At 71.2% G+C, this 22,485-nt stretch carries 20 protein-coding genes; 14 read left to right on the forward strand and 6 right to left on the reverse strand.

Annotation, left to right across the window (positions count from 1 at the left end; translation table 11 throughout):
* The first annotated feature begins 498 nt into the window (after positions 1 to 498).
* Positions 499 to 801, forward strand: coding sequence for a hypothetical protein (locus KDL01_RS19390; RefSeq protein ID WP_212529942.1), 303 nt, complete (start codon positions 499 to 501; stop codon positions 799 to 801).
* A 95-nt stretch (positions 802 to 896) separates the two neighbouring features.
* Positions 897 to 1,625, forward strand: a complete 729-nt coding sequence (locus KDL01_RS19395) for a hypothetical protein (RefSeq protein WP_212529943.1) — start codon at positions 897 to 899, stop codon at positions 1,623 to 1,625.
* 876 nt (positions 1,626 to 2,501) lie between these two features.
* On the opposite strand, the gene KDL01_RS19400 is transcribed toward KDL01_RS19395, so the two are convergent.
* On the reverse strand, positions 2,502 to 4,325 hold the full coding sequence (locus tag KDL01_RS19400) for a sigma-70 family RNA polymerase sigma factor (RefSeq protein WP_212529944.1): 1,824 nt from the start codon (positions 4,323 to 4,325) through the stop codon (positions 2,502 to 2,504).
* Positions 4,326 to 4,452: 127 nt separating this feature from the next.
* Between KDL01_RS19400 and KDL01_RS19405 the strand changes: the two genes are divergently transcribed.
* Positions 4,453 to 5,010, forward strand: a complete 558-nt coding sequence (locus KDL01_RS19405) for a YbaK/EbsC family protein (RefSeq protein WP_212529945.1) — start codon at positions 4,453 to 4,455, stop codon at positions 5,008 to 5,010.
* Between the two features lie 277 nt (positions 5,011 to 5,287).
* On the opposite strand, the gene KDL01_RS19410 is transcribed toward KDL01_RS19405, so the two are convergent.
* The 3 genes from KDL01_RS19410 to KDL01_RS19420 all read right to left on the reverse strand — a co-directional run bounded on the left by KDL01_RS19410 (position 5,288) and on the right by KDL01_RS19420 (position 9,369).
* Positions 5,288 to 5,629: a DUF6191 domain-containing protein gene (locus KDL01_RS19410; RefSeq protein ID WP_212529946.1), complete on the reverse strand. Its 342-nt coding sequence runs from the start codon at positions 5,627 to 5,629 to the stop codon at positions 5,288 to 5,290.
* 969 nt (positions 5,630 to 6,598) lie between these two features.
* On the reverse strand, positions 6,599 to 8,740 hold the full coding sequence (locus KDL01_RS19415) for a RecQ family ATP-dependent DNA helicase (RefSeq protein ID WP_368861605.1): 2,142 nt from the start codon (positions 8,738 to 8,740) through the stop codon (positions 6,599 to 6,601).
* A 218-nt stretch (positions 8,741 to 8,958) separates the two neighbouring features.
* The gene (locus KDL01_RS19420; protein ID WP_212529947.1) at positions 8,959 to 9,369 is read right to left on the reverse strand and encodes a VOC family protein; all 411 of its coding nucleotides are present in this window, start codon (positions 9,367 to 9,369) and stop codon (positions 8,959 to 8,961) included.
* Positions 9,370 to 9,520: 151 nt separating this feature from the next.
* On the opposite strand from KDL01_RS19420, the gene KDL01_RS19425 reads away from it, so the two are divergent.
* Positions 9,521 to 10,342 carry an MOSC domain-containing protein gene (locus KDL01_RS19425; protein ID WP_212529948.1) on the forward strand — a complete coding sequence of 274 codons (822 nt, stop codon included), beginning with the start codon at positions 9,521 to 9,523 and terminating at the stop codon, positions 10,340 to 10,342.
* Between the two features lie 295 nt (positions 10,343 to 10,637).
* Positions 10,638 to 11,600 (forward strand): DUF2510 domain-containing protein, encoded by a 963-nt coding sequence (locus tag KDL01_RS19430; RefSeq protein ID WP_212529949.1) that lies wholly within the window; start codon positions 10,638 to 10,640, stop codon positions 11,598 to 11,600.
* Between the two features lie 173 nt (positions 11,601 to 11,773).
* Here the strand turns inward: KDL01_RS19430 and coaA are convergent, their stop codons facing one another.
* Positions 11,774 to 12,763 carry a type I pantothenate kinase gene (gene coaA / locus KDL01_RS19435; RefSeq protein ID WP_212529950.1) on the reverse strand — a complete coding sequence of 330 codons (990 nt, stop codon included), beginning with the start codon at positions 12,761 to 12,763 and terminating at the stop codon, positions 11,774 to 11,776.
* A 54-nt stretch (positions 12,764 to 12,817) separates the two neighbouring features.
* On the opposite strand from coaA, the gene KDL01_RS19440 reads away from it, so the two are divergent.
* Positions 12,818 to 13,309, forward strand: coding sequence for a GNAT family N-acetyltransferase (locus tag KDL01_RS19440; RefSeq protein WP_212529951.1), 492 nt, complete (start codon positions 12,818 to 12,820; stop codon positions 13,307 to 13,309).
* A 43-nt stretch (positions 13,310 to 13,352) separates the two neighbouring features.
* On the opposite strand, the gene KDL01_RS19445 is transcribed toward KDL01_RS19440, so the two are convergent.
* A complete protein-coding gene (locus tag KDL01_RS19445) occupies positions 13,353 to 14,180 on the reverse strand; it encodes a hypothetical protein (RefSeq protein WP_212529952.1) in 828 nt (275 codons plus the stop codon).
* A gap of 97 nt (positions 14,181 to 14,277) precedes the next feature.
* On the opposite strand from KDL01_RS19445, the gene KDL01_RS19450 reads away from it, so the two are divergent.
* The 8 genes from KDL01_RS19450 (at position 14,278) to KDL01_RS19485 (ending at position 22,382) form a co-directional block, all read left to right on the forward strand.
* Positions 14,278 to 14,649, forward strand: coding sequence for an ArsR/SmtB family transcription factor (locus tag KDL01_RS19450; RefSeq protein WP_212529953.1), 372 nt, complete (start codon positions 14,278 to 14,280; stop codon positions 14,647 to 14,649).
* 204 nt (positions 14,650 to 14,853) lie between these two features.
* Positions 14,854 to 15,579, forward strand: coding sequence for a VOC family protein (locus KDL01_RS19455; protein ID WP_212529954.1), 726 nt, complete (start codon positions 14,854 to 14,856; stop codon positions 15,577 to 15,579).
* Between the two features lie 391 nt (positions 15,580 to 15,970).
* Positions 15,971 to 17,206, forward strand: coding sequence for a hypothetical protein (locus KDL01_RS19460; RefSeq protein WP_212529955.1), 1,236 nt, complete (start codon positions 15,971 to 15,973; stop codon positions 17,204 to 17,206).
* Between the two features lie 134 nt (positions 17,207 to 17,340).
* Positions 17,341 to 18,378 (forward strand): DUF4129 domain-containing protein, encoded by a 1,038-nt coding sequence (locus tag KDL01_RS45305; RefSeq protein ID WP_212529956.1) that lies wholly within the window; start codon positions 17,341 to 17,343, stop codon positions 18,376 to 18,378.
* Between the two features lie 55 nt (positions 18,379 to 18,433).
* A complete protein-coding gene (locus KDL01_RS19470) occupies positions 18,434 to 19,036 on the forward strand; it encodes a hypothetical protein (protein WP_212529957.1) in 603 nt (200 codons plus the stop codon).
* 70 nt (positions 19,037 to 19,106) lie between these two features.
* Positions 19,107 to 20,099 (forward strand): AAA family ATPase, encoded by a 993-nt coding sequence (locus KDL01_RS19475; RefSeq protein WP_212529958.1) that lies wholly within the window; start codon positions 19,107 to 19,109, stop codon positions 20,097 to 20,099.
* On the forward strand, positions 20,096 to 21,463 hold the full coding sequence (locus KDL01_RS45310; protein ID WP_212529959.1) for a DUF58 domain-containing protein: 1,368 nt from the start codon (positions 20,096 to 20,098) through the stop codon (positions 21,461 to 21,463). Before KDL01_RS19475 ends, KDL01_RS45310 begins: the two co-directional genes overlap by 4 nt.
* Positions 21,464 to 21,770: 307 nt before the next feature.
* A complete protein-coding gene (locus tag KDL01_RS19485; protein ID WP_212529960.1) occupies positions 21,771 to 22,382 on the forward strand; it encodes a hypothetical protein in 612 nt (203 codons plus the stop codon).
* The last annotated feature ends 103 nt before the right edge of the window (positions 22,383 to 22,485 follow it).

Raw genomic sequence — 22,485 nt, forward strand, 5'->3', positions numbered from 1 at the left:
GCCCCACACCGCGCCGTGCCCGCACCCCGCTCTGTGGCCCTCACCGCCGATGCCCCACACTCGCCGTGCCCCAGACCACTCTGTTGCACCCGGCTCTGTGGCCCCCGCCCGCCGTGGCTCACACCCGTCCGTGGCCCCACACCGCCCTGTAGCACGCGCAGCCCGTACCCCGCACCGCCCGCGCAGTCCGTAGCCTGCACCGCTCGGTGGCCCACACCGCTGTTTGACCCCATGCCGGTGCTGTGGCCGCCCACACCGCCCTGTGACCCGCACCACCCCGTGGCCCGCACCGCCCCGTTCGGCTCCATGGCGGTGCTGTGGCCCCTGCCCGTGCCGTGACCTCTGCCTGTGCTGTGGCCCTGTGTCGATTCTGTGACCCGGCACTCCTCCGCGCTTATCGGCCCCTTACACCGCGCCTGACATCGTCACGTACGACAGCGCACATCCCCGACAGCACAACGTCCGACGTGCGAAGCGACAGGCGAGGCGAGACACACCATGCGAAAGACGACGATCGGCTCGGCCACGGCAGGCGCCGTCCTGTGCGTGCTGGCACTGGCCGGATGCGCCGGCGGCCACCACGGATCGACTGCCGGGTCCGGCGCGATCCCCGGCGCCAACACCGTCACGACGTCCCCCGCGCCCACCAGTGGCGGCCAGGCGGGCGCGGACGGCGTCCCGTCCGGCACACCGACCGGCGTGGCCGCCGTCGACTCGGAGCTCAACTCCGTCGACCAGCAACTCGGCGTGGCCAACACAGACCTCTCCCAAGCCACGGCCGCACCCTCCGACGGCGGCTGATCCCGGCCTGCTCTGCGCGACCTGCACCCGATCCGACCGCGCATCCGCTTGGCCCAGTCCGTCTAGCCGTTTTCCGAAAAGGCAGGTCATCCACCATGAAGGCAGCACTCCGTATCGGCGCCATGACCGCGGGCGCCGCGCTCGTACTCGGCTCGGCCGGCGCGGCGTACGCGTCCTCCGCGAGCTCCACGAGCACGTCCACCCCCACGAACTCGTCCGGCTCCGGCCGCCTCGACACCGTCAAGGCGACCGCGCACGCCCGAATCGAGGGTCGCCTCGCGACGCTGCACGCGCTCGCCCTCGATGTGAGCGATTCGAAATACCTCACCTCGGACGAGAAGTCCGCGCTCGACAAGCAGATCGACTCCGACCTGTCCGGCCTGACCGCGCTCTCGTCGAAGATGGCCGCGGAGACAACCGCAGCCGCGGTCCGCACCGACGAGGTCGCGATGGTCGACGACTACCGCGTCTATCTGCTGATGGCGCCGCAGACCCGCCTGACCGAGGCACTCGCCGCCGAGTCTGACGCCGCCGCCACCCTGCAGAAGGCGTACACGGCCCTGTCCGACCTCGCCGCCAAGCAGTCCGGCGGCGCCACCGCGACGCAGAAGGCTGAGCTCGCGGACCTCCAGTCGGAAGTGTCCGCCGCACAGTCGGCCATCGCGAACCAGGTGTCGACCGAACTCGCCGTCCAGCCCGGCCCGGACGAGTCCGCGATCCACGCCTCCCTCGAGCCGGTCAAGGACGCCGTGAAGTCCGCACGCCAGGACCTGGTCAAGGCCCGCAGCGACGCGAAGCAGCTCCGCGCATCCCTGAAGTCATAGAGAATATTAAGCAGTAGATACACGCCGGGACCGACAAGTCCCGCCGCCGGGCCGCGCCCCATCACAGGGGCGCGGCCCTGTGCGTAGAAAACACGCCCCATCGCCAGAACGTAGGGCGGCGCAGGAACACGGCCCATCGCAGGCCCGCGACCCACCACGGTGATGCGCCTTCTCCCATCACCGGAACATGCCCCTTCATGGGAACGCGCCCGTCACGGATAGCACGGCTCACCTGCCCCGATCTGCCACAGTGGGCCGCGACTAATCTGCCGGTCACCCCGAGCAGCTCATCACCGGAACCCGCCCTGTCACTCACCGGAACGGGCTCATCACGAGAAGGCGCACCATCGCGAGCGCGCAGCTCATCATGGAAGCACGGCCAGTCGTCGAAACAGATCCCGTCGCGCGCCCAGACGAGAACACGATGCACCACCAGAACGCGCTTAGCGAAGCCACCGCACGCCACAAAAACGTGGCCCGTTGCCGGCACACTTCCTATTGCACGCGTCCGGATGAGAGCGCAGCTCATCACAAGTGGAGCGCGTATAGCTGGAGCGCGGCTCATCACCGGTACGTGGCCCGGCCGTGCCTTCCGCGCATCCCGATCACAGCCCGTGGAGCGATCGTCCGCTCGCGCCGCCCTGCGGACCGACCGTTCGGCTCCGCACTCGACACGCCGCGATCGGGCTTCCCGTTCCGCGCGTCGCGGATTGCGCGCACCCGGCCGCTCCTGCTGCCGCGCTTTTCTACGCGCCTTTCTGCGCGTCATAGCTCCTGCCGACTCCACACTCCTCTTCTGGCTTGGTGCGTCCTCCTGCGCGCTGCAGGAGGACGCAAAACTCGGCTGCCCCGCGGCCGCGCCGTTCGGGTCTCGGCTCAGTTGGCGAAGTCCTGCGTCAACCACACCGTCCCGGATGAGTCGATCGTCACCGCGATGCCGACCTCGGTGAAGCTCGAACTCAGAATATTGAGCCGGTGGCCGTCGTTCGGCGGCTTCTCGGCGAGCATGCTGTTGGTCAGGCTCACGGCCATCTTGGCCATCCCCGCCTGGGTGTCGGGCTCGGGGCCGCCTTCGCCGATGTTCTCGCCGCACGCGGTCCACTTCACTCCGGCGGCGGTCACGCGGTCGCCGATCGCGGGTTCGCCCGAGCACTGGTGCGACAGGCCGCAGCCGTTGGCCATGAGGTTGTTGTGCGCGGTCGCGCTCTTGATCAGGTCGGCGCTCATGGTGTACGGCGCCAGGCCGGCGGACTCGCGGGCCTGGTTGATGACCGCGAGCACCTGCTGGGCGGGCGTTTCGCTGCCGCTTGACGCGGAACTCGACGTCGTTGCCGGGGCTGCGGCGTGGGTGGCCTCTGCCGACGGGGAGGCGCTGTGGCTTGCCGCGTGCGTGGGCGAGGGCGTGGTTGATGGGGAAGTCTTGGAGGCCAAGGTGGATGGGACGACGACGGAACCTACCGATGCGACGCTGCTCGCCACTCCCCCGGCTTGACCGGTCGACGACGACTGGGCTGTCGATGTGCTCGGCGCTGGTCGCATGACGAGGATGACCGCCGCCGCGACGCCGAGTACCGACAGCACCACGGCTGCGAGTCCTATCGGTTTGCCGAAGACGGAGGCGATGCCCGTGTTCGACGACGTGCCTCCCGTGCCGCCTTTACCGGTTCCATGTGAACCGGCCTTGTGCCGTGCGCCGTGGCGACTGGGCTCTGGACGGGCCGTCGTTCCGTCGGCGCCGAAGCCCGCGTCGCCGCTGCCCGCGTACATATTGACGCCGCCGGCGTGTGTGCTGCCGAGGCCGCCGCTACCACCCACGTGCGTGACGCCGACGTCGTAGCCGGCGCTGGCACCGTTGGCACCGCTGCCGATGGCGTGGGCGAGACCGGTGCTGTACCCACCGGTGCCCAGAGCGGTACCGCCGGGACCGAGATATCCCAGTGGCGGTAGCAGCAGCGGAAGTCCGGCGAGCAACCGCTCCGGCGGAATCAGCCCGTCCGCGGCGGCCAGACAGCTACGGCACTCTCTGATGTGCCGCAGGAATCGTTTGCGCCAGATCGACGAGGTCTCGCCGTCCCAGTCCGCCGCGACTTCCCTCAGGTCCGGACATCCGGCCTCGAGCGCACGCAGCACCTGTCGACAGCCGTCGAGCTGCTCCTTCATCCGGCCGATCCGGACTGTGACGTGGTGAGGATCGAGCCTGAGCGCGTCGATGAGTTCCGCGCGGCTCATGTGTCCCGAGGCTTCGAGCCACCAGAGCCCGAGGAGGTCGCGGTGTTCCGGGTCCAGCCAGCGTGTCGCGCGGGCCGTCTCCCGCCGCTGCTCGGACAGGTCGAGTCGAAGCAGCGTATGGCCGACGAACTCGCTGCCGGGGTCCGGCTGGTCGAGCGGCTCGAACCGGTCCGCTGCCGCGTACGACTCGGCACGCCCGGAACGCAGGTAGGCACGGATCTGGTTGACCGTGACCGCCGCGAGCCACGCGCGCAGTCGCTCAGGGTCACGTAGGGAACCGAGGCTGCGTATGACGTTGACCATGACGTCCTGGACCACGTCGTCGACGTCCGCACTCGAGCGCAACGAACGGCGCACGATCGAATAGACCAGCGGCAGGCATTCCGCGACGACCGCATCGAGCGCCTGCGAGTCTCCCGATTGCGCGGCCTCGGCCAGCGCCGTGTCCACCAGTCCGACCACTTGCGGCACCTCTTCATCCTTTTCACGTGGTTTCCCGTCACTGCTCAGATGCACTGGGGTGCGTCCGGGTCACGGAAAATCCCGCCGAACGCCCATCCCATCACGTCGAGTGCAAAGGCATGGCAAGCTGGGAGCCATGGCTGTGAATCTTCCCCTCGTGCCGGCGCATTCCCGGCCTGACCTGCTCGCCCCGTCCACCGCCAAGGCGCTGGAGGAACTCGCCGACGTGCTCGACCCGGCTACCGTCGAGGTGGCCTCGATCGATCCGGCCCTCGCGGACACGGCGGCGTTCTGTGCGGAGTACGGCGTGGGCCTCGAGGAGTCGGCGAACTGCGTCGTGCTCGCGGGCAAGCGCGCCGGCGAGGTGGTCTACGCAGCTTGCATGGTGCTCGCCACCACCCGCGCGGACGTCAACGGCCTGGCACGCAAGCATCTGGGCGTGCGCAAGGTGTCGTTCGCGCCGATGGACGAGGCCGTGGGCCTGACCGGTATGGAGTACGGCGGCATCACTCCGGTCGGCCTGCCTGCCGACTGGCCGATCCTGGTCGACCGCGCCGTAGCCGAAGCGCCACGCGTGGTGATCGGCTCGGGCGTTCGCGGGTCCAAGCTGTGGCTGCCCGGCGCGGCCCTCGCTCAGCTCCCGTCCGCCGTAGTGCTCGACGGCCTCGGCATCCCGGTCGAACCGCGCGATTAGCGAAGCGAACTGCGCGCTCGACGCGGCCAGACTGGCACGTGGCGATGAGCCGATAGGCCAACCTTGGGGCCGTCATCACGCCCACCGCTCGCTGCCGACTGACTGGGCACTCACCGGCCGTGCGCTGCACGCTGACAGCGCCGGCGGTCAAATCCGCGGAGACGCAGATAGCTGCGACGCCGGGGATTTTCGACCGGAAGCCTGGTGGCGGCGACGGGCTAGCCCTACCGCTACTCCCGTACTCCTCTCGCGCCGCGCGTGACGGTCAGTTGGCCGGTCAGTTGGCCCGTCCGTTTTCTGACCGGTTCTCCGACCCTCCCGTGCGGCGCACCACTATTCGGCCCGAATCGAGATCGACTGCGCCGGAGGGCGGCGCGCCGGGAGCCTCGTCTTCGCGAAGTACGAGCGTGACCTGACGCTGCTTCAGTTCCTGTGCCTTCCCCGGCGCCAGATTCGCATGCAGCACCTCGAATCCGGTTGCGGACACCGGCCGGCTCCCACGCTCACGCCGCCACGGCGCCAACCCGGCCTTGCCGAGCGCGAGCAGCAGGTGGTCCACGATGGCGAGCAGTACGAGCAGCACCACCAGTGCGGGCAGGGACAGGAACCAAATGATCACAAACGGTAAACGTCTGTTGCTGTGAGCGAGTTCCCGGAATCGAGGTATGAATTTTCCGGCGTCGATGTGGTTGCTCTCGCACGCTAAGAGAGCTCGCGGCCAGGGGCGGATGTTAGGGCCGATTGCCAGGGCTGGTAGTCAGAATCTGTTGACGGGGCGCGTCGCCGGGGAACGTTGGCGGGGTTTGCCAGGGCCCGGGGGTCAGGCCCGTCGCGAATGTCAGGACTGTGATCAAGCCTGGCGCTCAGGGGCGGGCGATGTCCTGGCTGTCCATGCCTCCTCAGGAGCCGACGATGGTCCGGTATTGTCGCCTGGGCACGCGGGGGCGGGGGCAATCGAGACGGTTGCGCGGGCGGCGAGGTCCGTCACCGCCTGCACGAAGCCGAAAAGCGGCCAGCCGATGCGCTCCGGAACACGCACAGCGCGACGATCGCCAAGCGCCGGATTATCCAGCACCAGCGCGCACCGACCAGGCAAACGGCAGCCAGGCCCAGTGCACACCGAACAGAGACAACGGCAGCATGTAGAGCGCGGCGAGCAGGATCAGAGCAGCACACTGCGAATCGTGGGTCCGGGCTGACGCGGCTGCAGGAGCAATGCCGCCGTCGGTGGCACGGAGCCATCGCCAGCAGCACCGCAGGCCCAGCCAGGCCCGACCTTTCGGCGATGCTGGCAGCAGCCTGATGGTCGTGATCAAGCCGAGCCCGGCCGACATCGTCCATCCGCACGAACCCGAAGCCGTAGACCCGCAGTGTCGTCCCGGTCATCGCCGAAACCAGTTCCCACGAACGAATCCACCCGCACCCTCTCGCGATGGCGTCATGATGGGCGACCACGGTCACAGGGTACTGACCTGCGACAGTGGCGCCCTTCATGCTTGACGCTCATCCCGGATTGCGCCGAGGCACCTCTACGAACGCTGAGGAATCTCGGGAGGCGGCCCACCGCACTCTGCGGCTGTTCGGTGGGTTATGCGGCGACGGCGAGGGCTAGGGGCAGGACTGCGGGTGCGCCGGCTTGGTGCAGGAGGCGGGCGGCGACGGTGATGGTCCAGCCGGAGTCGACGAGGTCGTCGACGAGCAGGACGGGGCCGGGGCAGTCGGCGAGGCGTTGGCGCAGTTGCGGGCCGAGGTCGAAGGCCTCGTAGACGGAGCGCAGGCGCCAGGCGCTGTTGCTCGGGCCGGTGTGCCCGTCGTCGCGCACACGGTCCAGGCTTCCGGCGATCGGGAGCCTGCCGATCTCGGAGATTCCCTCGGCGAGCGAGGCGACCAGGTGCGGCCTGCTGCGCGAGGGGATGGTGACGATGCCGACCGGCCGTCCGACCCCGCTCCACGGGCCACCGGGCGCGTCGTTCGCCGCCCACTCCTTGAGTACGTTGACCATCGCGCCGAGCAGCTGGGGGCGCACCGGCTGGTCGGGCACGCCCGGCCCGAGCAGGTCGCGTAGGGCCGCGCCCCAGCCGAGGTCGGTGAGCCGGGCCAGCGCCCGGCCCTCGGCCGCCTGTTCCCCGGCCGGGATCTTCCCCTTGAGATCCACCCCGACGGCGCTCATGCCACTCGGCCACTGCCGCCGCGCCTCGATCGTCACCCACGCGCGCTTGGCGTGGTTTCCCGCGGCATCGACCACGCTCGCGTTCACGGTCGCGTCGCGCCGCTCGCCGGTGCAGTTGTCGCAGCGCCCGCACGGTGCGGCTTCGGGATCGTCGAGCTGGCGGCGGAGGAACTCCATCCGGCACTCCCGCGTCGTGGCGTATTCGAGCATGGCCCGCTGCTCCGCTTCGCGGGCCGCCGTGATGCGCGTGTACCGCTCGGCGTCGTAGAACCACGGCTGGCCGGTGGAGATCCAGCCGCCCTGCACCCGCTTGACCGCGCCGTCCGCGTCCAGGACCTTGAGCAGCAGTTCAAGGCGTGAGCGCTTGAGGTTCACCAGCGGCTCGAGCGCCATGGTCGAGAGCGGTTTGGCCGCGCCGGCGAGAGCTTCGAGGACCCGCTCGACCGTCGCCTGCGGCGGGAAGGCGAGCGAGGTGAAATACCGCCAGATCTCCTTGTCCTCCACGCCCGGCAGCAACACCACCTCGGCACGCTCGACGCCGCGTCCGGCCCGCCCGACCTGCTGGTAGTAGGCGATCGGCGACGAGGGCGCGCCCAGGTGCACCACGAAGCCGAGGTCGGGCTTGTCGAAGCCCATGCCGAGGGCCGAGGTGGCAACCAGTGCCTTGATCTTGTTGTCCAGCAGGTCCTGCTCGCCCCGCTGACGGTCCTCGTCCTCGGTGCGGCCGGTATATGAGGCCACTTCGTGTCCACGCGAGCGCAGGAAGTCCGCAGTCTCCGCGGCCGCCGCGACCGTCAGGGTGTAGATGATCCCGGAGCCGGGCAGCTGCGGCAGGTGCTCGGCCAGCCAGCCGAGGCGGCTGGCCGCGTCAGGCAGCGAGAGCACGGACAGGTACAGCGACTCGCGGTCCAGCGGGCCACGCAGCACCAACGCCGACTCGGCCCCGGTCCCGAGCTGCTCGGCCACATCCTGGGTCACCCGCGCGTTCGCCGTGGCCGTGGTGGCGAGCACCGGCAGTCCCGGCTCGAGCGAACCGATCAAATCCCGCAAGCGGCGATAGTCCGGACGGAAGTCGTGGCCCCAGTCGCTCACGCTGTGGGCCTCGTCGACCACCAGCAGACCCACCGTCGCGGCCAGCCGCGGCAGCACCTCGTCCCGGAAGGACGGGTTGTTCAACCGCTCCGGTGAGATCAGCAGCACATCCACCGCACCCGCCGCGATCTCGGCCTGGACCCCCTCCCACTCGTGCAGGTTCGCCGAGTTGATCGTGCGCGCGTGAATCCCGGCCCGATCGGCCGCGGCCACCTGGTTGCGCATCAGGGCCAGCAGCGGCGAGACGATCACCGTCGGCCCGGCACCCTGCGCGCGCAGCAGCGACGTGGCGACGAAGTACACCGCGGACTTGCCCCAACCGGTGCGCTGGACCACCAGACACCGCCGCCGCTCGGCCACCAGCGCCTCGATCGCCTGCCACTGATCCTCACGCAGCCGCGCGCCCTCGCCCGCGAGCGCCCGCAGCACCCGCTCCGCTTCCGCGCGCATCGCCGCCCGGTCCGTCATCTCCGCCATGCCCCCATCTTGACCCACCCCGCAGACACGCGGCGCAGGAAATGGATCTTCCACCCGTTCGGCGTGCTCGGATGATGATCGGATTGGCGGCCCCGTGAACGGGTCATGGGTGAGGCCAGCGCCGCCTACTTCATGGCTGGCCACCCCACAACCGTCTACCTCACAACTGGCGAACCGTGACTGCTATCTCACCAATCTCACCGCGCACCTCACTGCGCGGCCGGCGGCTGGTCGACGCGGACCAGGTTGCCGGCCGGGTCGCGCACGGCGAAGTCGCGGGTACCCCAGGGCTGGTCGGCGGGCTCCTGCACGATCTCCGCGCCGGCCGCGTTCACCTGCTTGAAGGCGGCGTCGAGGTCGTCGGTGTGGAAGTACACGCCGTTGAGGGCGCCCTTGGCGGCGAGTGCGGCGAGGGCGTCGTGGTCGGCGGGCGAGCCGTTGAGGTAGTTCGTCAGCACGATCGAGACGTCGGGCTGCTTGGCCGAGCCGACCGTGATCCAGCGGAACGCGTCGCGCTTGACGTCGTTGCGCATCTCCAGGCCGAGGGCGTCGCGGTAGAAGCCCAGCGCGACGTCGGGGTCGTGCACGAGAACGAAACAGGTAGAAATTGTCATGTCCATGCCGCCAACCCTAGGCAGCGGGCGGCCCGCGCGCTTCTCCGATCCTGATCGCTTCAGACCGGCTCCGACCGCGCCTCCGACGGGACCTCCGACGGGGCTTTCGACCAGGCAGACGGGGCCTTCCACGCGTCCAGCCAGGTAGCCTCGGGGCATGCAGGCGAAGCTCTCATCCTTGTTCATATATCCGGTGAAGTCCTGCCGGCGGGTGGAGACCGAGACCGCCACGGTCGAGCCCTGGGGTCTCGCCGGCGACCGCCGTTGGGTGGTCACCGACCCCGACGGCCAGATGTACACGCAGCGCGACCTGCCTCGCATGGCGCTGATTCGCGCGGCCTACGGTGCGGACGACCGGCTGCTGCTGTCCGCGCCCGGCCTGCCCGATCTCGAGGTATCGCCTCCGCGCCGATCCGAGGGCGCGGCGACGGCCGAGGTCTCGGTCTGGCACTTCCTCGGACCTGCCGCCTGGGCTGGAGCCGAGGCCGACGTCTGGCTGAGCCACGCTCTGGAGCAGCCGAGTCGGCTCGCCCATATGGACGACACGTCGGTCCGCGCGGTGAACCCCGACTTCGGCCGCACGGATGACCGGGTCTCCTTCGCCGACGGGTATCCCCTGCTGCTCGCGACCACCGCGTCGCTCGCCGCGCTCAACGCCTCGATCGCGGAGATGGGCGGCGAGGGCGTGCCGATGACCAGGTTCCGGCCGAACGTGGTCATCGAGGGCACCGAGCCCTGGGCCGAGGACCATTGGAAGCGGGTACAGATCGGCGGGCAGGGATTCCGCGTGGCCAAGCCGTGCGGACGCTGCATCGTGACGACCGTGGACCCGGAACGGGGTGAGCTCACGGGCCAGCAGCCGCTGAAGGCGCTGCGCAAGCACCGCCGCAGCGGGAAGGACGCCCTGTTCGGCATGAATCTGATCCCGGACACCGTCGGCCCGCTGACGGTCGGCGACCGGTTCACGGTGCTGGACTGACCGGTCGACCGTGCCGGACTCAGGTGCCGGCGGGTGTGGCGGGCTCAAGGCCCCCCGATTGGCGCCCACCCCGCTCGGCTGAAAGCTTCACCACATCCGGCTCAATACGGCGCCGTCCGCACCCGCCGCACCCGCCCTCCGCGACGGACTGTCATACCGCGTGCGCACGCTCGGGACCCACGTCCGAGCCTGTATGAGAATGGCGCCGCGAGCCTGAGAACCACACAGGTGTTGTTCGGGCAATTCTTAGCCACGGGCCGGTCAGGGCCTCACATGACGTGGATATCCTCCTTTCATGTCAATACCGCATGACTCTCCCCAACCCGCCGCCCCGCCCGGCTGGTATCCCACGGGGGAGACGGGCCCGGACGGAGCGCCCGTCGAACGCTGGTGGGACGGCAGCGTGTGGAGCGCGATGGTGCGGCCGCTGGGGGGCGGCACCTTCGGCCCGCCGCGGCGCGGCCGCAGCCCTCGCGCCAAGGCCCTGATCGCCGCGGCCACGGTGGTGGTCCTCGCGGGCGCCGGCACAGGCCTGTACTTCGGTCTGCACAACAGCAACTCGAGCACGCCGACCGCGCAGTCGACCCCGCAGGCCACCACCGGAAACGGCGGCAGCGGCCTGGGCGGGCTCGGCGGCGGTACCGGAAACGGTGGCGGCTCCGGCGGCCTCGGCGGGACCGGGTCCTCCCCGTCCCCGCAGCCCACGGTCACCGGCGGCTCCAGTTCGACCGTCACCGACCCGATCGACAGCCTGACCATCCCGGTGCCCTCCGGCTGGACCGGCACGTCCGGTTCGACCAGCGGCGAGGGTTCCTGGCCTTCGCTGTCCACCGGCAGCTACACCTGCCCGAGCGCGCTGGCCCAGCAGAACGGGTCGAGCTCGAGCGCCACGGCGTGCACGCGCGGCGGGGTCAACTTCAACACCGCTCAGGGCTCGGACGTGAAGTCCACCGTCGAGTCGGAGATCGCCCAGGTCGCGAAGGGCAACTACGGCACCCTGTCCTCGCACTCCGTGGTCAGCGAGGGCGCGATCTCGGTCGCCGGGCGCACCGGCTACCAGATCACCTGGAGCGTGGTGCCGAACTACACCGGCCCCAGCGGCACGGTGCAGCTCATCGCGCTGCCCGACCCCGAGCTCTCCGGCTACCTCGCGCTGATCGACATCGGCCTGGACAAGTCGAGCCAGGCGCCGAGCCTGAGCAGCGTGGACTCGCAGATCATCAACAACATCACCGACTCGAGCGCGGCCGGGGCGTAAGGCACCGGCCGGGCGTCCGCGGGAGCGCCGCAGCAGCGCTCCGCGAGCAACCGGCGGCAAAGCAGCAGATCGCGCCCGTCGCAGTGCCCGAATTCCCGCCGTCGAGCGGGGGAACGGGCACGGCGGCGGGCGCGAAGCGTGTCAGGGCCGGGGCCGACGCCGGGCCCGCACGCTCACAGCTTCCGCAGTCTCACCCGTTCGATCCGGTGATCAGGCCCCTTACGCAGGACGAGGGTGGCCCGACCCCGCGTCGGCAGCACGTTCTCGACCAGGTTCAGCCGGTTGATCCCGGCCCACACGCCGCGGGCGAACTCCAGCGCCTCCGCCTCGGGCAGCTGGGTGAAGCGCCGGAAGTACGAACTCGGATCCGTGAACGCCGTCTCCCGCAGCTTCCGGAAGCGCTCCAGATACCAGGCCTCGATGTCGGGTTCGCGCGCGTCCACGTAGATGCTGAAGTCGAAGTAGTCGGCCAGCGCCATACGCGTACGTCCGTCCTGGCCCGGCAACGCGGGTTGCAGCACATTGAGGCCCTCGACGATGAGGATGTCCGGCCGGTGCACGACGGCGCGCTCCTCCGGCACGATGTCGTACACGAGATGGGAGTAGACCGGCGCGCTCACCTCGGCCTTGCCCGACTTGATGTCGGCGACGAAGCGGGTCAGGGCACGGCGGTCGTAGGACTCGGGGAAACCCTTGCGCCGCATCAGGCCGCGGCGCTCGAGCTCGGCGTTGGGCATGAGGAATCCGTCGGTGGTCACCAGCTCCACGCGCGGGTGCTCGGGCCAGCGGGCCAGCAGCGCCCGCAGCAGGCGCGCGGTGGTGGACTTTCCGACCGCCACGCTCCCGGCCACGCCGATGACGAACGGCGTCGCACGTCCCCGGCCCTGCGCGGGCGTGTCGCCGAGGAAGGTCTCCACCGCGCCACGCAGTTCGTGGACGGCGCCCACGTACAGGTTCAGCAGCCGCGAGATCGGCAGGTACATCTCGCGCACCTCGTCGAGGTCGATCTCGTCGCCGAGGCCGCGCAGATTCTCGACCTCCTCGGCGTTCAGGGACAGCGGCGTGCGCTCACGCAGCCGGCTCCACGCGTCGCGGTCGAGGTCCACATAGGGGCTGGCCGGGGCGAGTTCCCCGGCTTGAGGCAAGATCGGCACGTCCCTCATTCTGGCTGATTCGTCCGGGTGGCTCCCGCGCGAGGGTGCACTAGGGTTTGCCGCATGCGGATCGTACCCATGGCCGACGAGCATGCCGAGGGTGTCCTGACGGTATATCAGTCCGGCTTGGACACGGGGGACGCGTCGTTCCAGGAGTTCGCGCCGGACTGGTCGGAGTTCAGTGACGGAAAGCTGCCCGAGCACCGTTTCGTCGCGCTCGACGAGGCCGGGCGGGTGCTCGGTTGGGCGGCGGTCTCGGCGGTGTCGAAGCGGGCGGTCTACGCGGGCGTCGTCGAGGTCTCGGTCTATGTCGCCGCTGCCGCACGTGGAGCCGGCGTCGGCGGCGCGCTGCTCGATCGGCTCATCGCCTCGACGGAGGACGCGGGGATCTGGACGCTGCGCGCGGGCATCTTCCCGGAGAACGCACCATCCCTCGCGCTGCACGTACGCGCCGGATTCCGGCAGGTGGGTGTGCACGAGAAGCTGGGCAGGCACGGCGATCGCGGCTGGCGCGACGTGGTGTTGCTGGAGCGGCGCAGCGAGCGCGTCGGGTAGGGCCCGGCGCGGCGGCGTGCCGACGGGCGCGGGGCGGCCGAGATCAGATGAGGTGGAAGGCCACCAGCCCGCCGACGCCCAGCAGCGCGGCGGCGGTCAGCAGGTTCGCCCGGCGCTCGATCCACGGTGAGGTCAGCCGCGCGGCGCCGAAGGACGCGGCCACAGTCAGGCCGACGATCGTGAGCACCGTGGCGCCCGCGAAGGCCAGGAGCGAGCCCACGCCCGCGGTGGCGCCCAGCGCTCCGGCGGCGAGGAACACCGGAAGGATCGTCAGATCCGGCGAGGCGGCCGCGCCGAAAGGGACGGCGAGCGCGAGTGCGCCCCGCAGCCGGCCGGAGTTGGACCCGGGTCGGTGCTCGGCCACGTCAGCGGGCTCATGCTCGTGCGCGTGACCGTGCGGATGCGGGTGCGGGTGCGGGTGCGGATGCGGGTGCTCATGCCCGTGCTCGTGGTCGTGGTCGTGGTCGTGGTCGTGCGACTGCTCATGACCGTGGTCGTGCGACTGCCCGTGCGCATGCCCATGCTGCCCGTGCTCGTGTGAATGCCCCCGCCCGTGCCGGTGCCCACGCCCCGCCAGCTCCAGGACCGCGAACACCACCCCCGTCACGATCAGCACGCCGCCGACCATCACGTCCTCGTCGCGCACGATCGTCGAGCGCAGCCGCAGGCCCACGGCGATCACCACCGCGCCGAGCAGCAGCGAGAGCAGGACGTGGGCGACCGCGGCGGTCAGCGAGCGTCGCAGCACGCGGCCGAGCGGGTCCCGGCGGGCGCGGCCGAGCAGGGCGAGGGGCACCCAGTGGTCGGGCAGGATCGCGTGCCCGGCACCCACGCCGGCGGCGGCGAGCATCAGTGCGAAGGCTGAGTTCATACCGCCAGGCTAACACTCCATATTCGCAAGAGTGAAGATGAGAAGATAATGCGGATTCCTGGTTCCTGCAGAACTTTCGCAAGTGGGAGGATGAGGCATGGCCAATCCCGCAGCGTCCGGCGACCATCCCACGGAACACCACAAACCCGCGCTCGGCCCCACGCTGCCCGACGCCCTGGTCCAGACCGCGGTCGGCTACCTCGACATGCTCGCCGAACCCACCCGCCTGCGCCTGCTGTGGGCGCTGCGGGACGGAGAGTTCGGCGTCAGCACCCTGGCCGAGACCGCCCGCTGCACCCCGACCGCGGCCAGCCAGCACCTGGCCAAGCTGCGCCTGGCCGGACTGGTCGACCAGCGCGCGGCGGGCCGGGCCCGGTACTACCGGCTGCGCGGGGACCACATCAGGCGCCTGCTGGACGAGGCACTCGGCCAGGCCGAGCACGAGGTCGAGGGCATTCCGCACGACTGAACCAGGTACCGGACGACCCCGGACCCGACCGGACGACCCGAACGGACTCCGCTGCCCCGAGGCGACCCCCGCGTTCTGTCGGAGGGCCGTGGCAAAGTGGGCACTAAGCGAAACCAGACGATCACGTTCGGCGTTTCAGGAGGTAGCGGATCCATGCCCGACACCACTCTCCCGCACCCGCAGGGTGCCGTTTGTTGGCTCGACATGCTGCTCGCGGGGCAGGACGAGGCCTTGGCGTTCTACCAGCCGCTGTTCGGGTGGAGCGGCTCCCCCGATCCGAACGACCCGACCAAGTACGCGGTGCAGACGGTCGCGGGCAAGGCCGTCGCGGGGATCGGCATGATGCCCCCGAGCGAGCCGCTGATGCCCTGGACGGGGTACTTCGCCGTGACCGACCTTGAGGCGGCCGTCGCGCGGATCGGCGCGAACGGCGGCGGGGTCATCGTCGGGCCGATGGAGGCGCCGGGGCACGGCCGCTTCGCGCACGGCACGGACCCGGCCGGGGCGCACTTCGGGCTGTGGGAGGCCGGGCCGTTCCCGGGCTTCCAGATCTGGGGCGAACCCGGCTGCATGACCTGGTTCGAGCTCGTCACCACCGAGGGCAAGAGCTCGGCCGAGTTCTACGCGGCGCTGTTCGAGTGCACGGCGGAGCCGATGGACGCGATGCCGGACGCGTACTGGACGCTCCAGGTCGAGGGCCAGCCGAGGGCCGGGATCTTCCAGGTGGACGCGTCGACCAAGCCGTACTGGCGGCCGTACTTCCTGGTGCGGAACCCGGATGAGGCAGCGGCGGCGGCTCAGGCGGCCGGGGCGCGGCTGGTCAACCCGCCGATGGACACGCCGTTCGGCCGGATGGCCACGCTCAACGACCCGAACGGGATCGAGATCCGGATCACGTCGATGCCGGAGGAGATGCCCGAGGGGATGTGACGGCGGGCTCGCGGGTATCGGCGGGCTTGCGGGTATCGGGGGGCTCGCGGGTGTAGCGCGACGAGCCGGACGCCCGTCCGAGGGGTCGTCGGCCGACGGTCCGGCCCGTCGCAGTCCCCCCGGCCACCGCACGGGGAACCGTCCCCGGACAGGTGCGAACGCGGCCGGCGCCCCTCCGTCGCCGCCCGTGCACCGGACCAGCATGGCGGCCCCCGCTGCCCGGCGGGAGGTCTAAACCATGGCGGAAACCTGCCGTGGCGCAACTACGCCACCGAGCGCGCCCGCCTGGTGACGCAGCCGGATCCGCAGCCGTGGCACTGGTCGCGTACGGGAACGAATGGATAGGCTGACCAACCGTCAGGCGGCGGGCGGGCGACTGGGAGGGACGCACATGGCCGAGCACGGGGCCGTGGACGAAGGCGGGAGCGCCGAGGCCGGGGCGCAAGCCGAGGCCGACGGGGCGCGGCAGCAGACCGCGGGTACGACGGGGCACCTCGCGACCGGACACCTCGCGACCGCTGAGCACGCGGCGGTGGAGCACGCGGCGGTGGTCGGCGTGGCGGCCGACGTCACCATGGTCGACATCACCATGATGGCCGGCGCCACGACCAAGACCCCTGCGGCCACAATCCCCGTGGTCGAGAGCGCTGCGATCGACAGCGTGGCGGCGATGGGAGCCACCCCCAGACGCCCGACGCTGCACGGCGAATTCGCCCGCGTCGTACGGGACCGGCCGGACTGGCTCTACGGCATGCTCTGCAGCTGGGGCATCGGCTACGGCTTCCTGGCCTACCTCGTGCTGTTCACCCACCCGAACCTCACCGGCGACCCGACGACCGTCGTCGTGCTCGTCGTACTCACGGCGATCGCGGACGGCTCGCTCACCAACCAGCTCGCCGCCGAGCCCGAGTGGGCCTCCGCGCTGCTGCGCTCCGGCGAGGACCCGGCCCGGATCCTGCGCGTACGCAACCTGATGCTGCTGCTGTGCGAGCTCGCGTACGTCGCGTCGGTGGTCGCGCTGATCGCGTGGCTCGGGCACACCGACTCCTGGATACCGCGCGCGCTGCCGCAGCTGGCCGTACTGCCGCTGGCGCCGATCGCCCTGGGCAACCTCAGTTCCGTGCTGGTGCCGACGCCGTTCATGCGGCTCAACTGCCGGTTCCAGGCGCCGAAGACGTGGGTGCGCTGGGCCCTGTACATCGCGATCCCACTGATGTTGAGCACGTACTCGCTCGCGCTCTACTGGCTGCCCTCGCGGGTCGAGCAGCACTTCGAGCCGAAGCTGCTCAAGCGGGTGGGCGATCTCAAGCACCTCACCATCACCCAGGCCTCGGCCACGCACGTCTACGTCACGATCTGGCTGGTCATCATCCCGCTGTGGCAGCTGCTCGTGTGGCTGTTCGCGCTCAAGCTCGCCGACGGGCTGGCCCGGATGCGCCGGCACGGCCTGGCCCGGCTGATGGACCGGCACGTCGAGCTGGCCGGCGGCCTGCCCCCGCTCACCCTCTACCAGTCGGTTCGCGCGCTGCCCGCCAAGTTCCGCGAGATCCCCACGGACGTGCGCGCCGAGCTGCGCGCGATCAGCTCGGAGTTGCTGGAGGCTTCGACCACCTTCTCCCGTTTGTAACAGGTCTGGTACGTGGAAACCGCTGATTACCCTCGGGTTCGTGCTGACAGCCCCCGCCGCACTGTGGCAGGGTGGCAACCGGTAGAGCCCGGGTGCGGGTCGGGCGCATTGAGTTCGACGTGGGGATAGAGCGCGTGGAAAAGGGCATAGCCGGTCGAGACGACCGGATACGGGCGGCTGCCCGGCCCCTGCTGGCGGTGGGCCTCACCCTGCTGCTGGCCGTGGGCGCCGTGTCGCTCGCCTCGGCGAAGGGCTCGACGATCCACGCGAACGGGACGCTGTCCCACCTGTGGCTGTTGTTCGCCTTCCTCTCCTTCGCCGGTGCCGCGTCCGCGGCCTACCAGCTGCTGATCCGAAGGTTCGGGTCGGAAAGGTCCTCCGAGGCGGCGCAGCGGTTCAACCGTGCTCTGATCGCCGTCGCCGCGATCATGGCCGTCGTGCTTCCCGCCGCCTTTTACCTGGCCCGGCCCACCGCCGGCGGAGGCAACGGCGCCGAGAGCTGCGCGGGCTGCGTCGATCCCTTGCCCAGCGGAGCCCGGCCCATCGTCGAGACGGCCGTTCCCGACTACCGGACTCCGCGTCCGCCCAAGGGCTTCCATCTCGGTCCGCTGCTGATGATCGTGGGCATCACGGTAGGGGTGCTGATCATCGCGATCGTGCTCTACTTCGTGGTGCGGATGCTGCGTATGCAGCATCCGCAGCCGATCCAGGGATATGCGCTGCCGTCGCAGGAGATGGTGGACGACGCGGACCTCGAGCGCGCGATGCTGGCCGGCCGCGACGCACTCGAAGGCGAGGCCAGAGCGGCGATCATCGCCTGCTACGCGGCGATGGAACAGTCGCTCGAGGCGGCGGGCGTACCCCTGCTGAGCTCGGACAGCCCGGCCGACCTGCTGGCCCGTGCCGCGGCCGGCGGCCTGATCGAGGGCGGCGCGCCCGCCCGCCTGGCCGAGCTCTTCCGCGAGGCGCGGTTCTCCACCCACCCGATGAACGACGCCCGCCTCACCGAGGCCCGCGCCGCACTCGACGAGATCCTGGCCCAGGTGACGGCGCGTCAGGCCGCCGCGGCGGCCCGGCTCGCCGAGGCCGCGGCTCAGGCGGCGGCCGAGAAGGCCGAGAAGGCCGCCGCGAGCGCCGCGGCGCCCGGCGGCGGGCGGACGGGCAAGCGGTGAAGGTCGACATACCGGGCGCGGTCCGCGCCCACCCGAGCACGAAGGCGGTGGCCTGGTGAGGACCGGTTCCCCGAGGGCGCGCGTAGCCGCCGCGAACCCGTACGAAGAACAGCGCGACCGGCTCCCCGCGGTGCGCACGCTCGCGGGGTGGTCGCTCGGGTCGGCCGTGATCGCCGAGGTCTGCCTCGCACTCGTCGGCGGCGGCTCCGCGGCCGCGGTGGGCCTGGCCGTGATCGGCGCCGCCATCATCGCCGTGCTCTGCTACGTCGCCGGGGCCGAGGTGCTCGACGGCCAGTACCGCAAACCCCTGCGGCTGGTGCGCAAGCGCCACCTCAGCATGCTCGGCTGGACCGCGCTGGTCTCCTCCGCCCGCAGCTCGGCCACCGGTTTCGCGCACGGCGCCCGGCCCGAGCTGCAGCGCCTCTACGCGGTGCGCCTGGCCGAGAAGCACGGCGTGAGCCTGCTCCGGGATCCGGAGAAGGCGGCCGCGCTGATCGGCCCCGAACTGTGGCCCTGGATCGACCCGAGCCGCCCCGCCCCGATGCCCGCCACCCGGGCGCCGCACCTGGCGCTGGACCGGCGCAGCGGCGCCGGTGCCGAGGCGCCGCCGCCCGACGCCGTGCTGCTCGCGCTGGTGGACCGGCTCGAGCAGCTCTGACCGACTTCCCCTTCACCCGCCGCGGGGCCGATCGCGACCGCGCCGCCCCGAAGAAGCAACGAGGACGACAATGACCGACGAACTGACGCCGCAACAGGCCGGAGCCGTGGCCCGGACCGTGCTCGACGAGGTGGAGCGCGCCGTCGTCGGCAAGCGCCACGCGCTCGAACTGGTGATGCTCGGCGTGCTGGCGGGCGGCCACGTGCTGATCGAAGACCTGCCCGGCCTCGGCAAGACGCTGCTCGCCCGGTCCTTCGCCACCGCGCTCGGCCTGGAGTTCACCCGCATCCAGTTCACCCCCGACCTGCTGCCCTCGGACGTGACCGGCGCGCCGTTCTACGACCAGAAGAGCGGCGAGATGGTCTTCCGGCCCGGGCCGGTGTTCACCCAGCTGCTGCTGGCCGACGAGATCAACCGGACGCCGCCGAAGACGCAGGCGGCGCTGCTCGAGGCGATGGCGGAGAGCCAGGTCTCGCTCGACGGCGTCACCCGCCCGCTGCCGCGGCCGTTCGTGGTCATCGCCACCGACAACCCGATCGAGTACGAGGGCACCTACTCTCTGCCCGAGGCGCAGCTGGACCGGTTCCTGCTGCGTACGCGGATGGGCTACCTGCCGGTCAAGGACGAGGCGGCGATGCTGCGCCGCCGGCTGGACCGGGCCGCGCCGGAGGCGGTGCTCACCGCCAAGTCCGACGCCGACCAGGTGCTGGCGATGCGCGAGAGCCTCGAGCGGGTCGAGGTCGACGACGACCTGCTCGCCTACGTCGTCTCGCTGATCGACGCGACCCGCGCGCACGCGCAGATCCAGGTCGGCTCCTCGCCCCGCGGCGGCCTGGCGCTGGTTCAGCTCGCCCGTGCGCACGCGGTGCTGCGCGACCGCGACTACGTGGTGCCCGAGGACGTGAAGGCGGTCGCGGTGCCGGCGCTGGCGCACCGCATCACGCTGCGCCCCGAGCTGTGGGTCCGGCGCATCTCCCAGGACGACGTCGTGGCCGGCATCGTCGAGTCCGTGCCGACGCCGCACACCACGCCGAACCCGGCACAGCCGGTCGCGCACGCGTGAGCGGGACGGTCGGCACCACGCCGTCCGGGCAGGACGGGCGGTCGCCCGAGGTGCAGCGCGCGCTGGGACGGCAGACCCAGGGCGCGGAGGAGCTCGAGGCGCCGTCGCAGCGTGCTGTGGGCTGGCGGCTTTCGGAGCGCGGCTACCGGCTGGTCGCGGTGGCCGCCTGCGCCCTCGCCGTGGGTGTGGCGGCCGGAAACGCGTGGGCGTTCGCGCTCGCGGCCGGGCCGCTGGTGTGGCTGGCGCTGGCCGCGCGGCCGAGCGACAAGCCGGACCGGGTGGCGGCCACGACCCAGGTGCCGGTGCGCCGGTGCTTCGAGGGCGAGCCCATCAGAGCCCGGATCGAGCTGGCCTTCGACGGCGGCGCGGGCGGTATCGACCCGGCCGTCTACCCGGGCCCCGGCGTGGAGCTGACCGGGATCGACCACCGGGGCACCATCCTGAGCCTGGAGTTCACCGCGCACCGCTGGGGCCGGTGGAGCCTGGGCACGGTCGACGTGGACCTCTACGACCGCGGCGGGCTGACCCGGCAGAGCGTGCGGGTGGACCTGGGCGAGTGCGAGGTCTTCCCGCTGCCGTCCGACAGTTCCCTGACGCCGATCCCGGCGCGCCTGCCGAACCGGCTGGGCGAGCACACCTCGCGCCAGCGCGGGCAGGGCCTGGAATTCGTCGGCGTGCGGCCGTTCCGCTGGGGCGAGCGCCAGCGGCGGATCCACTGGCCCGCGACCACGCGCCGCGGCTCGATCCAGATCAGCGAGTTCGCGGCGGAGCAGGCCACGGACACGGTCGTGCTGCTCGACGCGTTCGGCGACGTGGCCGCGGCGGCGGAGGGCCACAGCACCCTGGACGACTCGGTGCGCGCGGCGGCGGGCATCGCGCGGGCGTACCTGCGCAGCCACGACCGGGTGGGCATCGTCTCGCTGGGCGGCCGACTGCGCTGGCTGACCCCCGGCACGGGTTCGACGCACCTGCTGCGGATCGTCGAGTCGGTCCTGGACGTGCGCCGGGACATGGGCTATCAGATCCCGGATCTGGACCGGGTCCCGCCGCCCGCGCTGCCTTCCGGTGCCCTGGTCTACGCCGTCACCCCGCTCGCGGACGACCGGTTCCTCGAGGCGCTGCGGGATCTGGCCGAGCGTGGCAACCCGGCCATCGTGGTGGAGGTACCGGCCGGTGAGCCGGTCCTGGACCCCGACGACCCGGACGCGCCGCTGGCACGGCGGCTGTGGCGGCTGGACCGGCAGGCGCTGCGGTTCAGCCTCACCGAGCGCGGAATGCCGGTGGTGACGTGGGACGGCGAGGGGACGCTGGACCTCGCGCTCGCCCCGCTGCTGCGCGCGCCGGTGCACGGGCGGGCCCGGTGAGCCGGCGCGTGGATGGTCTTCGTGTGGATGGTCTTCGTGTGGATGGTCTTCGTGTGGATGGCCGGCGCATGGAGGCTCGGCTTGGGGTCGGTCGGCAGGCGGGCGGTCGGCGCGGGGACGTTCGGCGCGGCGACTATCGACGCATGGACGTTCGCATGTCGGCGGCACGCGGGTCGGCCCTCGCCGCTACGCCCGGCTCGGTATCCGCGCTCGTAGCTGCTCCCGCGCCCGTACCCGCGCAGGCGCCGACGGTTCGCCGGCCGCCCACCGCCCCTGTTCGTTCCACGAGCCGAAGCAGGACGTATCGATGAGCACGAACTCCCGCGCAGCGGCACTGTCGCAGGACCTCCCGATCCGGATCCTCGGCGTGGGACTGCTGTTGTGCGCCCTCGATCCGGCCCGGGTGAGCACGCACCTCGAGGCGCGCTGGATCCTGAGCGCGCTGGCGCTGCTCGCGGGCTTCTGGGCGGCGCCGCCGCTGCGTGAGCGTCCCGCGTTGACCGGCTACCGGCTGTCGACGAGGATCGCCCGGTACCGCAATACCCTGCTGCCCTGCGTCAGCGTGCTGGTCGCGGCCGCCGATTCGCCCCCGGCCTGGCTGATGGTCGTCACGCTGGTGCTGCTGCTGACCTACCTCAGCATGCTCGATCTGTTCGGCGAGGTCCCCGGCACTCCGCTCGCGCTCGGCCGGCACGCCGTGGCCGCGTGGATCGCCGCCGGAGTCGTTCTCGGCGCCGCGCTCGCTCCCATCTCCGGCGGCTGGTGGGGGCGACTCGTGGCCGCAGGCGCGGTGCTGGCTGTGAGCGCATTGATGTACGGACTGCTCCGCCTGGGCAGGCCCGCCACGTTCCACGCGCCGGCCGAGACCGAAGCCGCGAGCTCCGCTTCTGAGGTACCTAAGCTCCGAGCCCGCGTCTGAGGTAGCCCAGAGGCCGCCTAAGGTAGCTGCGACCGGCGATTGGGCCCCGAGTTTCGGGACTTCGCCCGATCCGTCGGCGCTACCTTGGGGCCGATCCTTGAAT

It is taken from the genome of Actinospica durhamensis, from assembly GCF_018139695.1.
Lineage (GTDB): Bacteria > Actinomycetota > Actinomycetes > Streptomycetales > Catenulisporaceae > Actinospica > Actinospica durhamensis.